This window comes from Burkholderia sp. BCC0506 (assembly GCF_902833145.1).
Classification (GTDB): domain Bacteria; phylum Pseudomonadota; class Gammaproteobacteria; order Burkholderiales; family Burkholderiaceae; genus Burkholderia.
In genome coordinates this window covers 380,115-396,383 of record NZ_CADFEN010000006.1, presented here as the reverse complement: position 1 = coordinate 396,383, position 16,269 = coordinate 380,115, and the positions used below count along the sequence as shown (strand labels likewise).

Below are 16,269 nucleotides of genomic sequence, written 5' to 3'. Positions count from 1 at the left end.
GCGGCGGATCAGTGCGGCAACAGGCGCGTGAGCGCGGCGCTCGCGAGCGTCGCGATCTGCGCGAGGAAGTCGGTGGCCATCCCGTCGTGGAAGCGGCGCGGATCGGGCGAACCGAGCACCAGCAGGCCGAACGCGGGCGCATCGTTGCCGGCGAGCGGCGCGCGCAGCGCGAGCAGCGCGACCGATGCGGCCGCGCCGTCGCCGGCCGGCGCGGCCTCGGCGCCTTCCGCCGCGCTCGCGGCCGGGGCGGCGAGCGCGGGCGCGAGCCACTGGGCGGCCTCGAAGCCGGTGTTCGCGCCGCAGTACGGCGTCGACAGCCCGTTCGTGAACAGGCGCACTTCCTCGCCGACCTGGCGCGCGAAGTCGGCCTGCGCGTAGGTGTCGGCGACGTCCCACACGCGCAGCGCCGTCTGCGGCACGTCGAACACGTCGGCGATGCCGTCGGCGATCGTGCGCGGCAGCGCGTACGGATCGCGTTCCGCGATCACGCGTGCGGTCCAGCGGCTGAACTTCGCGGACAGGCTGTCGTTCTCGTGGCCGTAGCGCACGAGCTCCGCGAGCCGGCGTTCGAGATGCTTGTTCTTGTCGCGCAGCATCTCCATCTGCCGCTCCTGCAGCGAGATCGCGGCCTTGCCGTGCGGGTTCGCGAGACGGATCGTCGCGAGCAGCTCGGCGTGCTGCGCGAAGAATTCGGGATTGGCGAGCAGGTAGTCGGCGACTTCGCGATCGTTCATGTGGCTGGTGCGTTCAGTTATCGGGGACGTGGCAGGATCAGGCGTTCAGGTCGATCTCGCCTTCGAACACGGTCGCGGCGGGGCCGGCCATCATCAGCGCGGCGGCTTCGTCGCGCGCGCCGTCCCAGCCGATCGTCAGCGTGCCGCCGTGCGTGTGCACGGTCACGGGCGAATCGAGCAGGCCGCGCCGGATGCCGGCCGCGACCGCCGCGCACGCGCCGGTGCCGCACGCGAGCGTCTCGCCCGCGCCGCGTTCGTACACGCGCAGCTTCACTTCGCGGCGCGACACGATCTGCATGAAGCCGGCGTTCACGCGCTGCGGGAAGCGTGCATGGCGCTCGATCAGCGGGCCTTCTTCCAGCACCGGATACGCGTCGACGTCGTCGACGACCTGCACCGCGTGCGGATTGCCCATCGACACCGTCGAGATCCAGCGCGTCGCGCCGCCGACGTCGAGCGGCCACAGCGTGTCGTGGCCTTCGGTGCGGCCGTCGAGGCCCGCAGCATCGAACGGCACCTGCGCCGGCGCGAACACGGGCGCGCCCATGTCGACGACGACTTCGCCGTTGTCCTGCATCGTCAGCGTGATCAGGCCCTTCATCACCTGCACGCGCACGCTGCGCTTGTCGGTCAGGCCACGGTCGTTGACGAACTTCACGAAGCAGCGTGCGCCGTTGCCGCAGTGTTCGACCTCGCCGCCGTCGCAATTGAAGATCCGGTACTTGAAATCGGCGCCGTCGACGGTCGGTTTCTCGACCAGCAGCAGCTGGTCGGCGCCGATGCCGAAGTGGCGGTTGGCGAGCGCGCGCACCTGCGCTTCGGTGAGCGGCGGCAGCGCGCGCGAGTAGCCGTCGAGCACGACGAAGTCGTTGCCCGCGCCGTGCATCTTGGTGAACGAGAGTTTCACTGGGTCCGGAATTCCATGGCGAACAAGGCGGTCGGCACGATACGGACGGCCGGCGGCCATGCCGGGCGGTGTCGTTCGTCGTGCTGATCTCAACCGCAAATGATACATGCAGCCGACAGGGGCGTCCTGCGCGGGTGCGGAGTGGCGAGAGCGCAGGCGCGCACCTGACGGCGCGCCCGCGAACGTCGCGCGGCCGGGTCAGTACAGGCTCGGCTCGCCGGGCGGGCGCGTCTTGAAGCGCTTGTGCACCCAGTAGTACTGCTCGGGCATCAGCGGAATCTGCTCCTCGAGGAATTCGTTCATCCGCCGTGCGTCGAGATCGTCGTCGCCGGTCGGGTAGTGATCCCACGGCTTGAATACCTTCAGACGGTAGCCCTTGTAATTCGGCAGCACCTCGCCGATGAACGGCACGACCTGCGCGCGGCCCGTCTTCGCGAGCCGGCCGACGGCCGTCAGCGTGCAGGCCGGCACGCCGAAGAACGGCACGAACGTCGAGTTGCGCAGCCCGTAGTCCATGTCGGCGCCGAGCATCACCGGCTTGCGGTCGCGCAGCCAGCGCAGCACGACGCGCGCGCTGTCCGCGCGGCCGACCATCTCGGCGTCGAAGCGCCCGCGCGCCTTCTTCGCCTCTTCCTCGAGCACCGCGTTCGAGAACGGCTGGTAAAGCGAGCCGCAGCGGCGGTGCAGCGAACGGTTCAGCCAGATCGAACCGGCCTCGATGCCGACGAAGTGCAGGCCGAGGAACAGCGTCGGCGGCAGGTCCGGATCGTCGAGGTCGACCGCACTGTCGACCTGGATCAGCTTCGCGAGCTTTTTCTCCGAGCCGAACCACTGCACGCTGCGCTCGACGTAGCTGCGGATCGCATGACGGAAATGCCGGCCCGCCACTTCCTCGCGCCGCGCGTCGCTCCAGTCGGGGAAGCAGAGTTTCAGATTCGTATGTACGATGCGCTTTCGCCGGCTGGGGATCTGATACAGCAGCCAGCCGAGGCCATCGCCGAACCGTGCGGTCAGACCGTACGGCAGCAGGGCGAGCAGCTTCAGCAAGCCGATGGCGAGGTGCGTGCCGAGGCGGCCTAGCATGCGGAATCTCCGTGGGGCCGGCTGGCCGGCACGTTGCGAACAGGAAGGTGAGACAGCGGAAGATGCAGCACGGGCGGCGCTCTGTGACAATTCAGGAAAGCCGCTATAATACGGGCTTCGCCGAGTTAACTGACAACTTGCGGGGCGAAGCCGGTTGGCGCGACACGCGCTGCCCGGTCCTGGTAATCCGCTAAAGCGTCGCCGCTTCAGGCCCAACGAAGCTGGCTACGTGAAACCAACCGTAACCACACAGGAGCCTGAAAAAGTGGCAAACGATTATCTCTTCACGTCCGAATCCGTCTCCGAAGGCCATCCGGACAAGGTCGCGGACCAAATCTCGGACGCGATTCTCGACGCCATCCTCGAGCAGGACAAATACTCCCGCGTTGCGGCGGAAACGCTGTGCAACACGGGTCTCGTCGTGCTGGCCGGTGAAATCACCACGACGGCCAACATCGATTACATCCAGATCGCGCGCGACACGATCAAGCGCATCGGCTACGACAACACCGACTACGGCATCGACTACAAGGGTTGCGCGGTGCTCGTCGCGTACGACAAGCAGTCGCCGGACATCGCGCAGGGCGTCGATCGTGCACACGACGACAACCTCGATCAGGGCGCGGGCGACCAGGGCCTGATGTTCGGCTATGCGTGCGACGAAACGCCGGAACTGATGCCGCTGCCGATCTACCTGTCGCACCGCCTCGTCGAGCGCCAGGCCAGCCTGCGCCGCGACGGCCGCCTGCAATGGCTGCGTCCGGACGCGAAGTCGCAGGTCACCGTCCGCTACGTCGACGGCAAGCCCGACTCGATCGACACCGTCGTGCTGTCGACGCAGCACGCACCGGACATCGAGCTGCCCGCGCTGCGCGAAGCGGTGATCGAGGAAATCATCAAGCCGACGCTGCCGGCCGAGCTGATCAAGGGCGACATCAAGTTCCTCGTGAACCCGACCGGCCGGTTCGTGATCGGCGGCCCGCAGGGCGATTGCGGCCTGACCGGCCGCAAGATCATCGTCGATACGTACGGCGGCGCCGCACCGCACGGCGGCGGCGCGTTCTCGGGCAAGGATCCGTCGAAGGTCGACCGTTCGGCAGCGTATGCCGGCCGCTACGTCGCGAAGAACATCGTCGCCGCCGGCCTCGCGTCGCGCGCGCTGATCCAGGTGTCGTACGCGATCGGCGTGGCCGAGCCGACCTCGGTGATGGTCAACACGTTCGGTACGGGCCGCGTGTCGGATGCGGTGATCACGAAGCTCGTGCGCGAGCATTTCGACCTGCGTCCGAAGGGCATCATCAAGATGCTCGACCTGCTGCGCCCGATCTACGAGAAGACCGCGGCTTACGGCCACTTCGGCCGCGAAGAGCCGGAATTCTCGTGGGAAGCGACCGACAAGGCGCTCGCGCTGGCCGAAGCGGCCGGCGTGGAGCCGACGGCACGCGTCGCGTAAGCGTCGTTCGCCTGAAACGAAAAACCCCGGCCTGGCCGGGGTTTTTTATTGGATGTCGATCGCCGGCGCAACGACGGCGATCGGTGCGGGCCGTGCCCGCCGGGTAGCCGCTCAGCGTGCGCCGAACCCGAACCAGCCGTTGCTCGCCGCGAGGCGGCGCGGGCGGTTGACGCGGCGCTGCGGGCCGAGCGTGCGGCGCAGCGCGAGCGCGCGCAGCGACGACGGCTTCTGCAGCAGCGAGCGCAGGCCGGCGCGGCGGGTGAACGCCTGCGCGCTCATCATCGAGAAAAACGCGTGGAACCACGCACGGATGCCGTCCAGCCGGCTGTGCGCGGGCGTACGCTCGGCCAGCGCCTGCGTGCGGGCGCGGTGATGGCGCAGCGAGCGGGCAGGAGCGGACGGCATGACGCGCTTCGCAGCGCGGTTGAAACGGGAAGTCAGACGGAATGGCATGTGAACGATGCTTCGCTTGTATGAGTGGCGCCCTGAAGAGCGCACTGGTATGAACGGCCTCGGATGGCACAACGGATCTTACCGAAACCCGTTGCGCGCCGCGCCCGCCAGAATTGACAGGCCGCGTCAGGCTACAGGGGATTCATGACGGGCAAAAGTCGCGATAAACCCTTGTGCCGCAAGGCGCGTGCCGCATACCGCCTGTCGCTGAGGCAGGTGCCGCGCCGCACAGTTCCCTTGAGCTGGGTCAAATTCGCGATTGGCATGCCCCTGCGCGCGACAATGGCGCTGTTCGCGCTATCCGGCGCCGATTTACAATCGTCACATTCACACAATAAACGTCTGGCATCCCATGTCGTCTCCATTGCAGTCGGAATCGATCCGCGCGCAAGTCGCGGAATTGCGCGAGCGCGGCTTCGTCGTCGCGCGCGGCCTCGTCGACGAAGCGCAGTGCGCGGCGCTCAGGCAGATCGCGCAGCGCCAGCTGCAGGAGGCCGCCGAGCCGATCGAGTTCGAGGCCGACCTGCGTTACCCGGGCGCGCCCGAATCCAAGCATGCGCCGGGCGGGCATACGGTGCGGCGGCTGCTCGATGCGTATTCGCGCGATCCGGCGTTTGCCGAGCGTGCGATCGCGCCCGAGATCGGCGCGTGGATGCGCGCGTATTTCGGCGAGGAGCCCGTGCTGTCGCGTGCGCATCACAACTGCATGATGACGAAGCACCCGGCGTACGGCAGCCTGACCGGCTGGCATCGCGATTTCCGCTACTGGGCGTTCGAGCGTTCGGACATGGTGTCGGTGTGGCTCGCGCTCGGGCCGGAAACCGACGAGAACGGCGCGCTGTGGCTGGTACCGGGTTCGCATACGGCCGAATTCGGGCCGGAGGCGTTCGACGACGCGAAGTTCTTCCGCAGCGATCTGCCGGAAAACCGCAGGATGATCGATGCGGCGACCTGTCCGCCGCTGCAGACGGGCGACGTCGTGTTCTTCCACTGCAACACGTTGCATTCGGCCGGGCAGAACCGTTCCGACCAAGTGAAGTTCTCGCTCGTGTATACGTACCACGGCGCGAGCAACCGGCCGGTGCCCGGCACGCGTTCGGCGTCGAAGCCGGAAGTGCAGTTCTAGGCGCCGGTCGCGCGGCCGGCGAAGCCGCCGCGATCACGCGATGCCGCGCATCGCGAGCCGATGAAGCAACGGGCGGCCTGGCCGCCCGTTTCGTTTGGCATGGCCCGCGCGCGCGATGCGAGCCGCGCGATGCGGCGCGATCAGCGCTTGCTGCCCGGCATCGCGAGGCCGATCAGGCCGATGAACGACGCGACGGCGCCGCCGGCGATCAGCAGGATCGTCTTGGTCGCGGGCGAGCCGGTGAAGAAGCGCGACACGTTGTCGTTGATCGAATGGAACGACTGGCCGCCGAAATACAGCAGCACGACGCCGCCGACGAGCAGTGCAACCGAGATGACCCGGGACATACCAACCTCGCTGAAACGGTGATTCGAGACGCCGCAGTGTAGGCGAGCGCCGCGGTCGCGTCCATCGCCGCGCCGTCGTGCGCGATCCGGCCGCTTTCGCTACCATAGTCGTCGTATGACTCCTTCGCCGCCGTCGCGCCATCGGCGCGGCCGGCGCGCGTCCCTTCCCACGATGTCCTGACGGAACAGACTCATGGCCTACGAAGCAGCTTCCGAACGTTATGCCGGCATGCAATACCGCACCTGCGGCAAATCCGGGCTCAAACTGCCCGCCCTGTCGCTCGGCCTGTGGCACAACTTCGGCGATTCGACGCCGATCTCGACGCAGCGCGAGATCCTGCGCACCGCGTTCGACCTCGGCATCAACCACTTCGATCTCGCGAACAACTACGGGCCGCCGTACGGCAGCGCCGAAACCAACTTCGGCCGGCTGCTGAAGGAGGATTTCCGGCCGTATCGCGACGAGCTGCTGATCTCGACGAAGGCCGGCTGGGACATGTGGCCGGGCCCGTACGGCAGCGGCGGCGGCTCGCGCAAGTACGTGCTCGCGAGCCTCGACCAGAGCCTGCAGCGCATGGGGCTCGATTACGTCGACATCTTCTATTCGCACCGTTTCGATGCGCATACGCCGCTCGAGGAAACCGCCGGCGCGCTCGCATCGGCCGTGCAGCAGGGCAAGGCGCTGTACATCGGCATCTCGTCGTACTCGGCCGCGAAGACGCACGAGATGGCCGAACTGCTCGCGCAGTACAAGGTCCCGCTGCTGATTCATCAGCCGTCATACAACATGCTGAACCGCTGGATCGAAAATGAGCTGCTCGGCACGCTCGACGACGTCGGCGCGGGCAGCATCGCGTTCACGCCGCTCGCGCAGGGCTTGCTCACGTCGAAGTACCTGAACGGCGTGCCGGCCGACGCGCGCGTGAACAAGCCGGGCGGCGGCTCGCTGAAGCAGGAGCACCTGAGCGCGGACAACCTCGAGCATGTGCGCAAGCTCAACGCGATCGCCGAGCGGCGCGGGCAGAGCCTCGCGCAGATGGCGCTCGCGTGGGTGCTGCGCAACGGCCGCGTGACGTCCGCGCTGATCGGCGCGAGCCGCGCGGAGCAGGTGCGCGAGAACGTCGGCGCGCTGAAGAACCTCGAATTCTCGGCGGAGGAACTCGCGGAGATCGATCGTTACGCAACCGAAGGCGGCATCAACCTGTGGGAAAAGCCGTCCACCGATCAGGCGATCTGACCGGAAGTCGATATGGGATGCGAAACATCGCATCCCGTACCGCCGTGCGCAGGCAGTTCGTTGCATCGCTGCGGTGCAGCGATGCGCGTCACGCGCCGGTGGTGTGGCGCTAGATCAGCGCCGGCAGGCCTTCGACGAGCAATACCGCGACGCCGACGCCGAGAATGACGCCGAGGACGCGCAGCAGGTTGTGACGGAACTGGGTGGCGCACGGCACCGCGCCGAGAAATAGCGCTCCGGCCAGCGCCATCGGAATCAACAGGATGAAGTCGCCGATCGTGAAATAGGTCGTCATGCGTGTCTCCAGTGTCGGCCGAAGCGGGCGCTTCAACGCTTGCCTGGGGGCTCCGTCCCTGCGGGAGGTCGGCCGAAATCGGCACGCGTGCGCTCACCCCGGCCCCATGCCGGGTGTTTCTAGTTGGTCCGGCCCGATACGGGCAGGCCGGTCAATTCGAGTATAGGCAACCGGCGGCGTTTTTCGCTATCCGAACCATTAAAAATCAGCGGAAAGCCGCGGGAATCGCGCGTTTTTCGTGCAACCAAGACGAACGCCTTGCACGTATCTTTCCCGTTCCTTTCGATTGTCGCGGAATCGCCGTACGTGTCCGATGCAGGCCGCCGCACGAGTGGGCGCGGCGGCCTGCGCGCTCACGCGCGGTCGGGTTGCGGGCGTGCGGCCGGGGCACGGAACACGAGCGCGAGTCCGGCGACGATGGCGCCCATGCCGGCGAGCGCGAGCGGCTCGGGCCGGTTGCCGAGCCACACGGCATCCATCAGCGTGGTGACGACGGGCACGAGATAGAACAGGCTCGTCACGTTGACGAGATCGCCGCGCTGCATCAACCGGTAGAACAGCAATTGCGCGATCACCGAAATCACGATGCCGAGCCAGAGCAGCGGCACGACGAACGCCCAGCTCATGTCGAACGACACCGGCCGGAACGGCACGATCGCGATGCACAGCGCGAGGCCGATCGCATTCTGCAGCGGCAGCACGTCGCCGGGCGCCGCGCGTACGCGCTTTTGCAGCAGCGAGCCGACGGTCAGCGCGACGAGCGCCGTGAGCGCGCATGCGATGCCGGCGGCCGACAGGCCGCTCGTCCCACCGCTCACGCCGCGGCCCACGACGAGCGCGAGGCCGGTGAGCGACAGCGCGAGCCCCGCGATGCGCACCGGTTGCCAGCGACGCTCGACGATCGCGAGCGTGAGGATCGGCTGCACGCCGAGGATGGTCGCGAGCACGCCGGGCGCGATGCCGCGCTCGAGCGCGAGCAGGTAGAAGATCGAATAGCCGCCCATCATCAGCAATCCGGTCAGCGCGGCCATGCGCCGCTCGCCGCGCGGCGGCAGCCAGCGTTTGCGCATGAAGGCCAGCGCGAGCAGCACGAGCGATGCGAGCGCGAAACGGGCAGAGAGGAAAGCGAACGCGGAGGCGTGACGCAGACCGAGTTCAGCGAAGATCGCGCCGCTGCTCCACAGCAGCACGAAGAGCGACGTCGCGCCATGCGCGGCAAGCGCGCGTTTGAACGAAACCATGTGAATCCACCTGTCGAACGGATCGAAACGTTCCATCCGCGCGCGCGGCAACGCGCCGTGCGTCATGACGTGCGCACGTGCAGCCGGCGGGGCGAATGGAAGACGAAAACGGAAGCCGGCGAGTCAGCCGGCGCGTGCCGCCGGAGGGGGCGGCGCAGCGCGGCCGAGCGGCGGTGCGACAGGAGGAGGCAGGACCGACGGATGCGCGCACGCCTGCGGCCGCGAGTCGAACTGCGGCCGGGATGGGGCAAGGGCGAACGTGAGCGGGTGCATCGTGTCGGAATGCGGTTGAACGCGAATGAAAGCCTAAGGTACCGCAAGGCAGCCATCGAACGCAACCACCGTCGGCGGCTGCGCATCGCGGGCGATATGTTACGGCGACGCAGCGCGACGCCGCTGCGCGCGCAAGCATTCGACGAACGGCGAAAAGCGGTCGGCATGCGGCGCGTGCGATGTGACGCGAGCCTGCCGTCCGTGCGACGCCTTTCGATGATCCCCTGCTGACGAAGCGAAGCGCTACGCGCATTGCGTCGATCGCGCATGCGCGGCGGCGCCGGACGGTTTCGGTGGGCAGTCACATTCGACAGGGTATGATGGGGGTAACCGGGCGGGCAAGTGCGTGCCCGGCGCAGTGGTTGATTGGAGACATTCGACGAATTCGCGGCACTTCGCCCGCTTCTTCTTCTTTTCGCGCTTCGATAAACCGTGAACAATGGGGTCACGCGCAACGCTCCGCCGAGAGCGGCGCGGATCGTGCATTTGCCGGCTCGCCAGCGGGCCGGGTTTCAGGATTCAAGAGTGGGGAACCATCATGCATATCGGGTCGATCGTCTGCACTACCCATATCGCGGTGCCGAAGGGCGCGCGCGGCATCGTCCAGCGCATCCTGGGCGACATGGCCATGGTGACCTGGTACGCGGGCGTGCCGGGTGAGTCGAAAGAACTCAACACCGAGCCGTTCTTTCTCGAGGACCTGATCGACACCGGCGAATCGGTCCTGCCGGCCGGCGCGGCGCTTCATTAAGCGCGTCGCACCGGACGCTCGTCTTTCGGTCCGGCTGGCGGCACAATGCGGGGCATGACAGACGCCACTTCCGCTCCCGCTTCTCCCGCCAGCCCGCCGTTCGCCGGCCTCACGCCCGAGTGCGTGCTCGACGCGCTCGACAGCGTGCTGATGCCGGCCGGCCTGCGCACCGACGGGCGCCTGCTCGCCCTCAACAGCTACGAAAACCGCGTCTACCAGGTCGGCATCGAAGACGGCCCGCCGGTCGTCGCGAAGTTCTATCGCCCGGCGCGCTGGTCGGACGACGCGATTCTCGAAGAGCATGCGTTCGTCGCCGAACTCGCCGCGCGCGAGATTCCGGCGGTGCCCGCGCGCGCCTTCGACGGCCGCACGCTGCACGCGTTCGACGGCTTCCGCTTCTCGATCTTCGAGCGGCGCGGCGGCCGCGCACCCGATCTCGACCGCAGCGACACGCTCGAATGGCTCGGCCGCTTCATCGGCCGCATTCATGCGGTCGGCGCGACGCAGCCGTATGTCGCGCGTCCCGCGCTCGACATCACCACGTTCGGCTACGAGCCGCGCGATTACCTGCTCGCGCACGATTTCATTCCGGATGACGTAAGGCCGGCATACGAGACGGCAGTCGCGCTCGCGCTCGAAGGCGTCGAGGCCGCATTCGAGCGCGCCGGTGAGATTCGCCTGCTGCGCACGCACGGCGACTGTCATCCGAGCAACGTGCTGTGGACCGATGCCGGCCCGCATTTCGTCGACTTCGACGACAGCCGGATGGCGCCGGCCGTGCAGGATCTGTGGCTGCTGCTGCCGGGCGATCGCGAAGGCGCATCGCGCGCGCTGGCGGACCTGCTCGCCGGTTACGAGGATTTCTGCGAATTCGAACCGCGCGAGCTGCACCTGGTCGAAGCGCTGCGCACGCTGCGGCTGATCCACTACGCGGCGTGGCTCGCGCGGCGCTGGGACGACCCCGCGTTTCCGGCCGCCTTCCCGTGGTTCAACACGCATCGTTACTGGGAAGCGCGCGTGCTCGAATTGCGCGAGCAGATCGGCGCGATGCAGGAAGGGCCGCTCTGGCCCGTGTGACGATCGCGTGCGCGGGCTTCGTGCCGCGCGGCAAGTTGGCCGGGGCCGCGGCGCGGTGCGCGCGGCCCGTGCGGCTCAGAACTTCAGCATCAGCTTGATCAGCGCGGCGAAGCGCTTGCCGTACGGCGGCGCGAGCAGGTTGCGCCCGTTCAGCCGCGTCTGCGTGACGACCGGCTTCATCTTCGAGAACGTCACGAAGCCGTCGTAGCCGTGATACGCACCCATGCCGCTCGCGCCGACCCCGCCGAACGGCAAACTGCCGCAGGCGATATGCATCAGCGTTTCGTTGATCGTGACGCCGCCGGAGATCGTTTCGCGCATCACGCGGTCGATCGTGCCGCCATCCTCGTCGAACAGGTACAGCGCGAGCGGACGCGGGCGCGCATTGACGTAGGCGATCGCTTCGTCGAGCCGCTCGTACGGCACGAGCGGCAGCAGCGGCCCGAAGATTTCTTCCTGCATCAGTTGCGACGCGCCCGGCACCTGCGTGAGCGCGCACGGCACGAAGCGGCGCGACGCGGGATCGGATTGCGCGTCGGACAGCGGATGCAGCTGCGCGCCGGCCGCCTGCGCGTCGCTCGCGAGTTGCTGCAGGCGCGCGTAGTGACGCGGCGACACGATCGTCGTGTAGTCGCCGTTGGCCGACAGGTCGGGATACAGCTTCGCGAAGCGGGCTCGCGCGCGCTCGATGAACGCGCCTTCCATCCCGCGCGGCAGCAGCACGTAGTCGGGTGCGATGCAGGTCTGGCCGGCGTTCAGCGTCTTGCCGGCGACGATCGCGTCGACGGCCGCATCGAAGCGCGCATTCGGACCGATGATCGCCGGCGATTTGCCGCCGAGCTCGAGCGTGACGGGCGTGAGGTGGTCGGCGGCCGCGCGCATCACGTGGCGGCCGACCTGCGTGGAGCCGGTAAACAGCAGATGATCGAACGGCAGCGCGCTGAACGCGGCGCCGACCTCCGCATCGCCGTTCACGACCGCGACGTGGTCGCGCGCGAAGGTCTTGCCGACGAGCTGCTCGAACAGCGCCGACGTGCGCGGCGTCAGTTCGGACATCTTGACGATCGCGCGGTTGCCGGCGGCGAGCGCGCAGATCAGCGGGCCCGCCGCGAGCAGCACCGGGTAGTTCCACGGCACGACGATGCCGACCACGCCGAGCGGCTGCGGCATCACCTTCGCGCGCGCCGGGCGCAGCCACTTGTTCATCGGCTTGCGGATCGGCTTCATCCAGCGCTTGCCGTGCTTCAGCGCGTCGTCGATCTCTTCCTTCGCCATCCAGATTTCCGACAGCAGCACTTCCTGCTTCGCGCGATGGCCGAAATCGGCGCTGATCGCGTCGGCGAGCGCATCCGCGTGGTCGATCAGCATCGTGCGCAGCGCGCGCAGGTGCTGCGCACGCGTGTCCCATGCCGGGTACGGTGCACGCAGGTACGCCGCGCGCTGGTCGTGCAGCAGCGACGTCAGCGCATCGACCGACGGCCGTGCTTGCGGGGCCAGTTCGGGCAGGTCGTTCTTCATGTCGTCTCCTCCAGTTGGGCCAAGCCGATCGGCCGGCCGTCACGCCGCACGCGCGCGCTCGGCGAGCGCGGCGACGCGGATCGGGTGATGCGTGTCGCGCGGCGTGGGGCCGGATGCGACGGATGCTCGAAAACCGGTTGCGGCGCGCGGCAGGCGTCGTATCCGCGCGACGGTGTCCGCGTCCGAAAAACGTGCCGCACGGCCGGCGCGCACGACGCGATACGGTCACGCGCGGGCACGCGAGGCCGTCTTGCGCGCGCGCGCCGATGCACCGAAGCAGGGCTGCGCGACGCGTCCGCGACGGCGTGTCGCCGCGCATCGTGCGGCGGTGGCGACACACCGTCCAAACGGTCGGCGACGACACGTGCCGTTCGATTTCGACCGATTGCACGCATGGCGCCGTGCATCGTCGCGCGGGCCGCCGTTTGAAATGAAATGCGGGCCGCGCGCGCGACCTGCGGATCACCCGGTCGACACGCGGCCTGCAGAATCTGGCGCTGCATCGTCATTCCTCCCGTTTCGCGACGAAGCGGCTTCTCGTGGCCGGTGCATCGCGCGAAGCGACTCGATACATCTTAAATTTAGTTCACGCGGGCGTTTAGAGGAATCGCTCTTGAATCCGCGCGCCGCGCACGGGACGGCCATTCCTACAATGCCCGAACACAAGAGGAGACGCGGTCGCGCGGCGGTGCCGGGCGCCTTCCATGACACGACGGAGACGTGACATGCAATACGACTACATCATCGTCGGCGGCGGTTCGGGCGGCTCGAGCCTGGCCGGCCGTCTCGCCGATGCCTGCCCCGATGCGACGATCGCGCTGATCGAGGCCGGCTCGCATACGGCGCGCAACCTGCTCGTCAACATGCCGGTCGGCATCGCGGCGCTGGTGCCGTTCAAGCTCGGTACCAACTACGGCTACGAGACGGTGCCGCAGCCGGGGCTCGGCGGGCGGCGCGGTTACCAGCCGCGCGGGCGCGGGATGGGCGGCTCGAGCGCGATCAACGCGATGATCTACACGCGCGGCCATCCGGGCGACTACGACGAGTGGGCGCAGCTCGGCGCGACGGGCTGGGGCTGGCAGGACGTGCTGCCGTATTTCCGCCGCGCGGAAGGCAACGAGCGCGGCGCGAACGCGTGGCACGGCGCGGACGGCCCGTTGACCGTTTCGGATCTGCGCTTTCGCAATCCGTTCTCCGAACGATTCATCCAGGCCGCGCACGCGGCCGGCTATCCGCTGAACGACGACTTCAACGGCGCGACGCAGGAAGGCGTCGGCTTCTATCAGGTCACGCATCGCGACGGCTCGCGCTGCAGCGTGGCGCGCGCATACATCTATGGACGCGACCGGCCGAACCTGCATGTGATCCCCGATGCGACGGTGCTGCGTGTCGCGTTCGACGGCAAACGCGCGGTCGGCGTCGCGGTGTCGCGCAACGGCCGGGTCGAGACGCTCGACGCGCGCGCGGAAGTGATCCTGTCGGCGGGCGCGTTCAATTCGCCGCAACTGCTGATGTGTTCGGGGATCGGCCCGGCGGAACAACTGCGCCGCCACGGGATCGCGGTCGTGCACGATGCGCCGGACGTCGGCACGAACCTGATCGACCACATCGACTTCATCATCAACACGCGCGTGAATTCGTCGGAGCTGGTCGGCGTATGCCTGCGCGGCATCGCGAAGATGACGCCAGCGCTCGCGCGCTACTTCTCGAGCCGCACGGGGATGATGACGAGCAACGTCGCCGAGGCCGGCGGCTTCATCAAGAGCGATCCGTCGCTCGAGCGTCCGGACCTGCAACTGCACTTCTGCACGGCGCTCGTCGACGATCACAACCGCAAGATGCACTGGGGGTTCGGCTATTCGCTGCACGTGTGCGCATTGCGGCCGTTCAGCCGCGGCACGGTCGCGCTCGCGAGCGGCGATGCACGCGACGCGCCGCTGATCGATCCGCGTTTCTTCAGCGATTCGCGCGATCTCGACCTGCTGGTGCGCGGCGCGCAGGCGATGCGCCGGATCCTGTCGCAGGCGCCGCTCGCGTCGCAGGGCGGGCGCGAGCTGTACACGCGGCCGGACCAGAGCGAAGCGGAGCTGCGCGCGACGATCGTCGCGCATGCCGACACGATCTATCACCCGGTCGGCACCTGCCGGATGGGCTCGGATGCGCGCGCGGTCGTCGATCCGCAGTTGCGCGTGCGCGGCGTCGAAGGATTGCGCGTGGTCGATGCGTCGGTGATGCCGACGCTGGTGGGCGGCAACACGAATGCGCCGTCGGTGATGATCGGCGAACGCGCGGCGGATTTCATCGTCGCCGCGCGCAGGGGCGGCGTGCCGCGCGGCGAAGCGGCTGCCGCGGTGCACGGCCGCTGAACGCGGCGCGCACGGCGGCGCCCATGCTCAGGCAAACGTATCGACGAGGCCGGCGCGGCTCGCGGGCGCGGCGACCGGTGCGGATTGCGCGGCGTCGACGGGTGCATCGACGGCTGACGGTCCGCCGTTCCCGCGCCGCGGCGACTGGCCGTGGGCGAAGCTCTGCTGCGGGTTGGGCTGCTGTTGCTGCGAAGCGAGGCCGCCGTCGCTGACGGTCGCGCTGCCGAGCCCGAGCCCGCCGGCTTCCATCGCCTCGCGCAGCTTCGGCAGCGCGGCTTCGACCGCGTCGCGCACCTGCGCGTGCTGCGACACGAACAGCGCGTGCGCATGGTTGTCCGCGACGCGCAGCACGACCTGCAGCGGCCCGAGATCGGGCGGGTTGAGCGTCAGCTCGGCGCTCTGCTGGTGCGCATTCGACAGGAACACCACCTTCTGGCTCAGCGCATCCGTCCAGTCGGCCGTGCCGACGTGCGGTGCGAGCACGTGCGCGTTGGCGGCGGCGATCGCGCCGGCGGCCGGCGACAGCTGCAGGTTCGCCTGCGCGGCGGCCGCCGCCGTCGCGCCTGCCGCGAGCGTCGCGCTGGCGGCCGGGTCCGTCGCGTTGCCGGCCGCCGCGAGCGCGTGCTGGGCGCCGGATTGCGCGTTCGCGTCGGCCTGCAGCGTTTGCGGCGTGACCTGAGTCGGCGTCGGTTGCGTGGCGAGCGCGCCTTTCGCGTCGGCGAGCGTGCGGTCGAACGTCGGCGCTTTCGGCGTCAGCGGCGCGGCGGCGTTCGACGCGGTCGCTGCCGCGGGCGCCGTCGGCGTGGCGGCGGCGGTCGTGCCGCTCGCCGGCATCGCTATCGCGCCCGCGCCGCCCGTCAGCTTGGCGAGCGCCGCTTGCAGCGCGTCGCGGCTCGATGCCGGGGCGGTCGGTTGGGCGGCCGCGTCCTGCGGCGCAGGGTTGGTGAGCGCCGCCGTGGCGTCCGGCTGGCCGGACACGGCCGTCTTTTGCGTCGTGGCCGCAGCGACAGCCGCGGCGGCGCTCGCCGCGTCGGCCGGCGTCGCAGTGTCCGGGCGCGCCTGCAGTTGCGCCTGCACGGCCGCGGCGGCCGCGAGGGCGGCGGCATCGGGGTTGGTGGCGGCGTTCGCGGTCGTGTCGTCGGTCGCCTTGTCGTCGTCCGTGCCGGACGTTTTCGCACCGGCGGCCGGTATCGACGCAGCCTGTTTGGTCGACACGTCCGGCGTGCCGGCGTTGGCCGTATCGCCACGCGAGGCGACGCTTTGCTTGAGCGTCTGCGCGAACGGCACGGCGTTCGTGGCGGCCGACGCATCGTTGGCGGCGGTGGACGCACCCGAACCGCGGGCGGCCTTGAGTGCGGCACCGGCGGTGTCGAGCAGCGCGCCGAGCAGGGGCAGGGGAGGCATGACG

Annotated in this window: 17 protein-coding genes; 7 read left to right on the top strand and 10 right to left on the bottom strand. The window is 68.8% G+C overall.

Going from position 1 to position 16,269, the window contains the following annotated elements; translation table 11 throughout:
• Positions 1-8 precede the first annotated feature (8 nt).
• The 3 genes from HWX62_RS16905 to lpxL form a co-directional block, all read right to left on the bottom strand.
• A complete protein-coding gene (locus HWX62_RS16905; protein WP_124593521.1) occupies positions 9-734 on the bottom strand; it encodes a DUF484 family protein in 726 nt (241 codons plus the stop codon).
• A 37-nt stretch (positions 735-771) separates the two neighbouring features.
• Entirely contained in the window at positions 772-1,641 is an 870-nt protein-coding gene (gene dapF / locus HWX62_RS16900) for a diaminopimelate epimerase (RefSeq protein WP_175928118.1), read from the bottom strand.
• A 198-nt stretch (positions 1,642-1,839) separates the two neighbouring features.
• Positions 1,840-2,724 carry a lauroyl acyltransferase LpxL gene (gene lpxL / locus HWX62_RS16895; RefSeq protein ID WP_175928117.1) on the bottom strand — a complete coding sequence of 295 codons (885 nt, stop codon included), beginning with the start codon at positions 2,722-2,724 and terminating at the stop codon, positions 1,840-1,842.
• 265 nt (positions 2,725-2,989) lie between these two features.
• Between lpxL and metK the strand changes: the two genes are divergently transcribed.
• Entirely contained in the window at positions 2,990-4,177 is a 1,188-nt protein-coding gene (gene metK / locus HWX62_RS16890; RefSeq protein ID WP_011546455.1) for a methionine adenosyltransferase, read from the top strand.
• A 111-nt stretch (positions 4,178-4,288) separates the two neighbouring features.
• Here metK and HWX62_RS16885 read toward each other — a convergent pair whose 3' ends face one another.
• Positions 4,289-4,630 (bottom strand): hypothetical protein, encoded by a 342-nt coding sequence (locus HWX62_RS16885; RefSeq protein WP_175928116.1) that lies wholly within the window; start codon positions 4,628-4,630, stop codon positions 4,289-4,291.
• A gap of 352 nt (positions 4,631-4,982) precedes the next feature.
• On the opposite strand from HWX62_RS16885, the gene HWX62_RS16880 reads away from it, so the two are divergent.
• Positions 4,983-5,756: a phytanoyl-CoA dioxygenase family protein gene (locus tag HWX62_RS16880; RefSeq protein ID WP_175985183.1), complete on the top strand. Its 774-nt coding sequence runs from the start codon at positions 4,983-4,985 to the stop codon at positions 5,754-5,756.
• Between the two features lie 140 nt (positions 5,757-5,896).
• Here HWX62_RS16880 and HWX62_RS16875 read toward each other — a convergent pair whose 3' ends face one another.
• Complete coding sequence (locus HWX62_RS16875) at positions 5,897-6,103, bottom strand: DUF3185 family protein (RefSeq protein WP_175928114.1); 207 nt, start codon at positions 6,101-6,103, stop codon at positions 5,897-5,899.
• 193 nt (positions 6,104-6,296) lie between these two features.
• Between HWX62_RS16875 and mgrA the strand changes: the two genes are divergently transcribed.
• A complete protein-coding gene (gene mgrA / locus HWX62_RS16870) occupies positions 6,297-7,340 on the top strand; it encodes an L-glyceraldehyde 3-phosphate reductase (protein WP_175928113.1) in 1,044 nt (347 codons plus the stop codon).
• A gap of 109 nt (positions 7,341-7,449) precedes the next feature.
• Here the strand turns inward: mgrA and HWX62_RS16865 are convergent, their stop codons facing one another.
• Positions 7,450-7,635 (bottom strand): hypothetical protein, encoded by a 186-nt coding sequence (locus HWX62_RS16865; RefSeq protein WP_006482800.1) that lies wholly within the window; start codon positions 7,633-7,635, stop codon positions 7,450-7,452.
• Positions 7,636-7,988: 353 nt separating this feature from the next.
• Positions 7,989-8,876 (bottom strand): DMT family transporter, encoded by an 888-nt coding sequence (locus tag HWX62_RS16860; protein WP_175928112.1) that lies wholly within the window; start codon positions 8,874-8,876, stop codon positions 7,989-7,991.
• 201 nt (positions 8,877-9,077) lie between these two features.
• Here HWX62_RS16860 and HWX62_RS16855 point away from each other — a divergent pair, with 201 nt between their 5' ends.
• The 3 genes from HWX62_RS16855 to HWX62_RS16845 all read left to right on the top strand — a co-directional run bounded on the left by HWX62_RS16855 (position 9,078) and on the right by HWX62_RS16845 (position 10,977).
• Entirely contained in the window at positions 9,078-9,380 is a 303-nt protein-coding gene (locus HWX62_RS16855) for a hypothetical protein (protein WP_175928111.1), read from the top strand.
• 307 nt (positions 9,381-9,687) lie between these two features.
• Complete coding sequence (locus HWX62_RS16850) at positions 9,688-9,900, top strand: hypothetical protein (RefSeq protein ID WP_006477514.1); 213 nt, start codon at positions 9,688-9,690, stop codon at positions 9,898-9,900.
• Positions 9,901-9,954: 54 nt separating this feature from the next.
• Positions 9,955-10,977, top strand: a complete 1,023-nt coding sequence (locus HWX62_RS16845; protein ID WP_175928110.1) for a serine/threonine protein kinase — start codon at positions 9,955-9,957, stop codon at positions 10,975-10,977.
• Between the two features lie 75 nt (positions 10,978-11,052).
• On the opposite strand, the gene HWX62_RS16840 is transcribed toward HWX62_RS16845, so the two are convergent.
• Together HWX62_RS16840 and HWX62_RS16835 are read right to left on the bottom strand one after the other, a co-directional pair.
• The gene (locus tag HWX62_RS16840) at positions 11,053-12,495 is read right to left on the bottom strand and encodes a coniferyl aldehyde dehydrogenase (RefSeq protein ID WP_175928109.1); all 1,443 of its coding nucleotides are present in this window, start codon (positions 12,493-12,495) and stop codon (positions 11,053-11,055) included.
• Positions 12,492-12,998 (bottom strand): hypothetical protein, encoded by a 507-nt coding sequence (locus HWX62_RS16835; RefSeq protein ID WP_175928108.1) that lies wholly within the window; start codon positions 12,996-12,998, stop codon positions 12,492-12,494. Before HWX62_RS16835 ends, HWX62_RS16840 begins: the two co-directional genes overlap by 4 nt.
• A gap of 222 nt (positions 12,999-13,220) precedes the next feature.
• Here HWX62_RS16835 and HWX62_RS16830 point away from each other — a divergent pair, with 222 nt between their 5' ends.
• The gene (locus HWX62_RS16830; protein WP_175928107.1) at positions 13,221-14,861 is read left to right on the top strand and encodes a GMC family oxidoreductase N-terminal domain-containing protein; all 1,641 of its coding nucleotides are present in this window, start codon (positions 13,221-13,223) and stop codon (positions 14,859-14,861) included.
• Positions 14,862-14,888: 27 nt separating this feature from the next.
• On the opposite strand, the gene HWX62_RS16825 is transcribed toward HWX62_RS16830, so the two are convergent.
• Positions 14,889-16,265, bottom strand: coding sequence for a flagellar hook-length control protein FliK (locus HWX62_RS16825; protein WP_175928106.1), 1,377 nt, complete (start codon positions 16,263-16,265; stop codon positions 14,889-14,891).
• Between the last annotated feature and the right edge of the window lie 4 nt (positions 16,266-16,269).

Bases quoted from the DNA above. Each gene is read 5' to 3' on its own strand.
- HWX62_RS16905 (WP_124593521.1), bottom strand. From the start codon at position 734: ATGAACGATCGCGAAGTCGCCGACTACCTGCTCGCCAATCCCGAATTC.
- lpxL (WP_175928117.1), bottom strand. From the start codon at position 2,724: ATGCTAGGCCGCCTCGGCACGCACCTCGCCATCGGCTTGCTGAAGCTG.
- HWX62_RS16885 (WP_175928116.1), bottom strand. From the start codon at position 4,630: ATGCCATTCCGTCTGACTTCCCGTTTCAACCGCGCTGCGAAGCGCGTC.
- HWX62_RS16880 (WP_175985183.1), top strand. From the start codon at position 4,983: ATGTCGTCTCCATTGCAGTCGGAATCGATCCGCGCGCAAGTCGCGGAA.
- HWX62_RS16875 (WP_175928114.1), bottom strand. From the start codon at position 6,103: ATGTCCCGGGTCATCTCGGTTGCACTGCTCGTCGGCGGCGTCGTGCTG.
- mgrA (WP_175928113.1), top strand. From the start codon at position 6,297: ATGGCCTACGAAGCAGCTTCCGAACGTTATGCCGGCATGCAATACCGC.
- HWX62_RS16865 (WP_006482800.1), bottom strand. From the start codon at position 7,635: ATGACGACCTATTTCACGATCGGCGACTTCATCCTGTTGATTCCGATG.
- HWX62_RS16860 (WP_175928112.1), bottom strand. From the start codon at position 8,876: ATGGTTTCGTTCAAACGCGCGCTTGCCGCGCATGGCGCGACGTCGCTC.
- HWX62_RS16855 (WP_175928111.1), top strand. From the start codon at position 9,078: ATGCGCGCACGCCTGCGGCCGCGAGTCGAACTGCGGCCGGGATGGGGC.
- HWX62_RS16850 (WP_006477514.1), top strand. From the start codon at position 9,688: ATGCATATCGGGTCGATCGTCTGCACTACCCATATCGCGGTGCCGAAG.
- HWX62_RS16845 (WP_175928110.1), top strand. From the start codon at position 9,955: ATGACAGACGCCACTTCCGCTCCCGCTTCTCCCGCCAGCCCGCCGTTC.
- HWX62_RS16840 (WP_175928109.1), bottom strand. From the start codon at position 12,495: ATGAAGAACGACCTGCCCGAACTGGCCCCGCAAGCACGGCCGTCGGTC.
- HWX62_RS16835 (WP_175928108.1), bottom strand. From the start codon at position 12,998: ATGCAGCGCCAGATTCTGCAGGCCGCGTGTCGACCGGGTGATCCGCAG.
- HWX62_RS16830 (WP_175928107.1), top strand. From the start codon at position 13,221: ATGCAATACGACTACATCATCGTCGGCGGCGGTTCGGGCGGCTCGAGC.
- HWX62_RS16825 (WP_175928106.1), bottom strand. From the start codon at position 16,265: ATGCCTCCCCTGCCCCTGCTCGGCGCGCTGCTCGACACCGCCGGTGCC.